We start from the raw sequence: 4799 nt of genomic DNA on the forward strand, positions 1-4799 counted from the left end.
TATGCATTGGTCAAAGAGATTAAACCCCACCACAATAAACCAACCACACACTCTGCAATAAATGGGATAATTCAAAACAATGTGGGATAAGTTAAGATGGACCAAATTGCAAGGGCGTTACACTGGGTGCAACAAGTTGGGTGGGGTATAATTTTGAGTTTTGGAAAAAGACAGGTAAAAATGCCTGTCTTTTTTTATTGCCTTATTTTAACACATAAACTGGCGGGCGGGTTTTTAGGTGCCAGATGTCAGGGCGGATAAAGCGACTTCTATTAGCCGTCTGTCGCCATCGCTTTGCAGTTGTCCGTCTGGGGAAATGGGTAAAAATGGGCGAGCGGGTAGTGTAACTGATTTGACTTTTGCAAAGCCGTTTGGTGTGGCAAAAACAAGATGGGATTTTTGTTTTGGTGTGATTGTGCCACCAAAATGATGAATGCGGGCATAGACAAGATTTGTACCAATGGTGGCGGTTGTACTGCTTGCCGAACTTGTGATGCTGTCTTTTAGCTCGCCTGTTTTGGTTAGGGTTTTGCCATTACCAAAGGCTTTACGCACCCACGCCTGACCGCCAAAACTCTCGCTTTCAAAGTTATCACTGGTTAGGGTTTCTAATTCTTGTGCTAACCCTCGCATGATGACACGGCTATTGCTGGCATTTCTTAATAATTGAGCTAAGGTGCTTTGGGCTTGGCTGTCGTCTAGGTTGATAATCAGCATTGGCAAAGTTTCCTAAGTTTGGTATAATAAATTATCCCCATAGCCCGTTCTGCGTGGGCGAAGAGAGTAACATATCGCACGATATGCCAGACTGGTTACGGTTCAAGTCCGTCAGTGCCATGGGGTTCATTTGATTTTTACAAATATCCCACCTTTGATTTGCCCTTCTATATCTACCAAATCTTGATAAAAGCCACTGATAACTTCCGCCCCTTGCTTGGTATGTTGTACGGTTAATTTTATGGCTTGTTTGCCGTCTGTTTTATAAACCAATAACAGATTGTCGTTAAGGGTGTCCCACAATTCATAGTCAGGTTTACCAAAGCCTCTGATGATTTTTTCTAAGGCTATCGCATCTAGGGCATCGCTACTGGCGGTGTGCCGTGTATTTTTACGCCCTGTAATGACCTTATCACGAAAGCCTACCACAGGTGACAACTCGTCCAAGTCAAGCCCTTCTTTCTCTGCCAGTTTTTCAAAGGACTTTTGGGGCAACACGCCCACCCCATAAGTCCGCCCCTGTACTTGTCCATTGATTTGTGATTGCCTGAACCACGCCAAAAACCCCGCCACTCGCACATCGCTTGCCATATCTTTGGCGATTTGGGTAAGGGCTTGTCTTTGCCCTAGGGCTTGTTTGGCTTTGTCATACCAAAGTTTATCAAACAAATGACTTGCCACAGGAGAGCCACCAAAGCCATTTTCGCCTAAAATTCGCTCATCACTGCTTTGTGTAATGCCCACCTTTTCGGCTTGTTTTGCCGTGATTGCCTTGACGGCACATCGGCAACCAAAGCCGTTTGGCGGATATGAGTGAGACCAAAAGGGGTCATCGTGGGCATAGACCGCTCCGTGCCTTGCCGAGTGGCTTGGACGGGTGCGGCGGTCTAGGACAGCGGAATATTGCCAATAAGGGTGGGTGGCAACTGCTTCTTTCATTCGCTCGTATTTGGCACTCATCACAGCCGTTCGGCGATTGGTGTGATAAATGGTTCTAAGACGGCGATTTGACCCTAATTTGACTTGTTCTGTCTGACCTGTTTTGGGATTTCTTGCCAGCGTTTCACCCCACCAGCCCTGCTGTATCAAATACGGCTTAATGGTATTTTCAAAGCCCTTATAGCCTGTACCGTCCGCCATTGCCTGCTCTATCGCTTTTTTGGTGGTGGAGAGCATATCAAGAGCGGTCATTTTGGCTACTGTGAAACTTCGTGCGTGAGCAAGGGCGTGCGTGTCTTGCCAATCCCAACCGATGTGTAAGCCTTTGGATTTTAAGGTGTTCAATGGCTCGCTCAGGTGGCATATCAAATAAGGCTTTTAGCTCTTTATTTGTGAGTTTATCAATACTACTCATCTTAATTTAGCCCCATTTCTTCTTGGGTTTGTAGGCGTGATAGCGTGTCGGCAATGAACAGCATTTGGGTCAGCTTGTCTTGTAGTTCGTCAATGTTCATTGTGGGGTAAAGACTGGCTAATTTTTCCAAAAGAGCGGTTTCATTGTCCAAATTAACACTATCCAAAGTGGTAAACTCATCTAACATTTGCACCACTTGGGCGGTCAGCTCATCATCGCTTGGCACGCCTATCGCCAATTTATCGGACAAATCGCCCTCTGGTGCGAAGGATTTTTCACTAAAATTGGGGGTGGTTGGTACGGTGTTTGTGGGCATTGGCTTGGCATTTAGGGTAAATTCATCAGCCGATAAATTATAAGCCCGCTCATAATAGCTTTGGTTAAATGACACGCCAAGAGCGGTCAAGATTTGGTCTCGCTCTGCTAGGGTCTTATCACCCACTTCATCTTCATACAGCACAAATTTGGGTGGACTCACATTGTGAAAATTCAGCTCACAAATCCACGCCAAAAGCGTATTAAAACAGCTCTCTACCACTCGGCAATCATTATCACGAATGTCTTTTGTTACGGTAAGTCCTGCCATTGCCGAAGCGTGGCTTGTGTCTTTTTCGGTGGTTTGGTCTTGACCCAGTAGAGCAATGTTAATCTCGCTGCGGCAATAACGAATAAAGTCGTCAAACACCTGCGATGAGCCTGTTTTGCCTGTGGCTTCTTTGATTTCCACGCTACTGTCGTTGGGGATTGTCGCCACCGCATTACCCATTAAGTCTTCTAGGGCGTCAAGGAGTTTGTTTGTGTCTTCGTCTGTGTTGGAGCGAGGCTCGTGTCCGATAATCCAAGGGCTACCAAACTTTTCGGCAAACTCTGCCCAAAACTTTAAACCGCCACGCTTAAAGACGCACACCCAATACACGCAAGACAGCTCGGCTGTGCCATAAGGATTGGTAAAACTGGCGTTATTAGTTGGGCAAAGGATTTTAAAGGGTGGTGGCGTGGTTTTGGTAATGCCGTCAATCAGCAAGAGTTCTTTTTTGTCCAGTTTTGGGGCTTGGTTTTGGTTTGTCATTTAAAATCCTTGGGTGAGTTTGCTTTTCTTTTTAGGGTTTCGGCTAGATACTCACACTGTGCCTGCATCATTGCTTGCTCCATATAGTAGAGCCAAAATAACGCCCAAGCTCGATCGCTGTGTCCGCTATTGTCACTTTCAGCGATAAATCTTGGTGTGCCTGTCGGGGAGGTTACTTTTTTAAGTTTGTGCAAATCAGCTCGCAAGGCAGTGTCGCCCATTAGAATACGCACTTGCTTATCTTCAAAGGCTTGTTTGCCTGTGGTAGCTAAGACTAGCTTGGTGGAACTGCTAAAAATCACACCTTCCACACGGCCCACCTCATAGCGAAACTTGGCATCTTCCACGGGTTTTCGCCAAGCCCTGTCTGATCAATACAGCATTTGACGACACGGTAATTGTCAAATACTTCATCAAGCAGTGCGTCCTGCTCGGCAAAGCTAAAGCGCTTCCTTGCAATGATTTGCCTTGTCCAAAATACATCACCCACTTGTTCAATCACCCAAATCACAAACAAGTCATTTCTAATGCCAATGTCCACGCCAACAAAGCACGCACCGCCTATGTAGTTGTCAATGTTGCCAGCGTTGTTCTACGCTGTCAATCAAATCATAAGACAGCCAAGCGGACGCTTCGTCCAACCATTTTAATTCATACTCTTGTTGCCAAGCATCATCATCATTTAAGCCTTCTTTTAGTTCATCAATGTCTCGTGGCAAGCCGTACGCCACAGCGGTATAAATGTCAGTGATGTGGCGAGACCACGCTTTATTATTTAAATTAGTCATCAGCTCATAAAATTTATTACCCTTGCCATTGGGCGTTGAGACCACACGCAATTTAAAACCAGCACTAATGACAGGAAATAGAGCTTTCCAAATGGTGCGACTGTCAGCGTGAAAGGCGAACTCGTCCAAAAAGACATTGGCACTAAAACCACGAGCGGTGTCGGGATTGGCGGGCAAGGCGGTAATTTTATTAGGAGGCTATCATGTCAAAACCGAAAAGTTACCCAACCAAACTCACACCAAATTTTAGTTATCGTGAAATGACCCGTAGTGGCACCGCCATTCGCCACGGCATCGATAACACGCCAAACCCTGATGAACTTGCCAACCTTATCTATACCGCCCAGCAGTTAGAAAAGGTGCGTGCTTATCTCAACGAAAAATACCAAAGACCGATTGGGATTATCGTGTCGTCAGGGTTTAGAAATGAGCGGGTAAATACGCTTGTCAAAGGCTCAAAAAATTCGGCTCATAAATTGGGGCTTGCTGCTGACTGCGATGCCACAGACTTCACCTCCACCCAATTTGCCCAAGAGGTTAAACAAATGCGAGACAAAGGCTTGATTGCCTTTGACCAGCTGATTTTGGAGTTTCCAGAGCGTGGCGATGGAGCATGGGTGCATCTTGGCTTTAAAAAAGATGGCAAAGGTCAAAGAAATCAAGTTTTGACGGCTGTCAAGCGTGGTGAAAAGACTGTTTATCTACAAGGCTTACAGGGGAATGCAAAATGACATAATTACTGATTATTAAAGGAAGAAAAAAGACGGTCGGTATGACAATGTTGGAGATTGCCATACCAGCCACGCAGGTTGAGTGCGTAAGCCCAAAGAACCGCCTGCTTAGCTAAGCGGTGTTATACCAACCGAACTTA

At 45.8% G+C, this 4799-nt stretch carries 7 protein-coding genes; 1 reads left to right on the top strand and 6 read right to left on the bottom strand.

From position 1 onward, the window contains the following. Positions 1–234: 234 nt before the first annotated feature. The 6 genes from B5J93_RS11360 to B5J93_RS13855 all read right to left on the bottom strand — a co-directional run bounded on the left by B5J93_RS11360 (position 235) and on the right by B5J93_RS13855 (position 4105). The gene (locus B5J93_RS11360) at positions 235–717 is read right to left on the bottom strand and encodes a phage virion morphogenesis protein (protein WP_079326481.1); all 483 of its coding nucleotides are present in this window, start codon (positions 715–717) and stop codon (positions 235–237) included. Positions 718–843: 126 nt separating this feature from the next. Continuing rightward, complete coding sequence (locus B5J93_RS11365) at positions 844–2001, bottom strand: phage head morphogenesis protein (RefSeq protein WP_079326482.1); 1158 nt, start codon at positions 1999–2001, stop codon at positions 844–846. Positions 2002–2072: 71 nt separating this feature from the next. After that, positions 2073–3140: a phage portal protein family protein gene (locus B5J93_RS11370; protein ID WP_079326483.1), complete on the bottom strand. Its 1068-nt coding sequence runs from the start codon at positions 3138–3140 to the stop codon at positions 2073–2075. Then, on the bottom strand, positions 3137–3487 hold the full coding sequence (locus B5J93_RS14260; RefSeq protein ID WP_211278885.1) for a phage terminase large subunit family protein: 351 nt from the start codon (positions 3485–3487) through the stop codon (positions 3137–3139). The genes B5J93_RS11370 and B5J93_RS14260 overlap by 4 nt, the downstream gene beginning before the upstream one ends. Beyond that, a complete protein-coding gene (locus B5J93_RS14430; protein WP_218018118.1) occupies positions 3439–3681 on the bottom strand; it encodes a phage terminase large subunit family protein in 243 nt (80 codons plus the stop codon). Before B5J93_RS14430 ends, B5J93_RS14260 begins: the two co-directional genes overlap by 49 nt. A 31-nt stretch (positions 3682–3712) precedes the next feature. Further along, positions 3713–4105 (bottom strand): terminase large subunit domain-containing protein, encoded by a 393-nt coding sequence (locus B5J93_RS13855; protein ID WP_211278887.1) that lies wholly within the window; start codon positions 4103–4105, stop codon positions 3713–3715. A gap of 26 nt (positions 4106–4131) precedes the next feature. Between B5J93_RS13855 and B5J93_RS11380 the strand changes: the two genes are divergently transcribed. Further along, on the top strand, positions 4132–4659 hold the full coding sequence (locus B5J93_RS11380) for a D-Ala-D-Ala carboxypeptidase family metallohydrolase (protein ID WP_079326484.1): 528 nt from the start codon (positions 4132–4134) through the stop codon (positions 4657–4659). The last annotated feature ends 140 nt before the right edge of the window (positions 4660–4799 follow it).

The sequence above is a fragment of the Moraxella equi genome, assembly GCF_002027555.1.
Classification (GTDB): domain Bacteria; phylum Pseudomonadota; class Gammaproteobacteria; order Pseudomonadales; family Moraxellaceae; genus Moraxella; species Moraxella equi.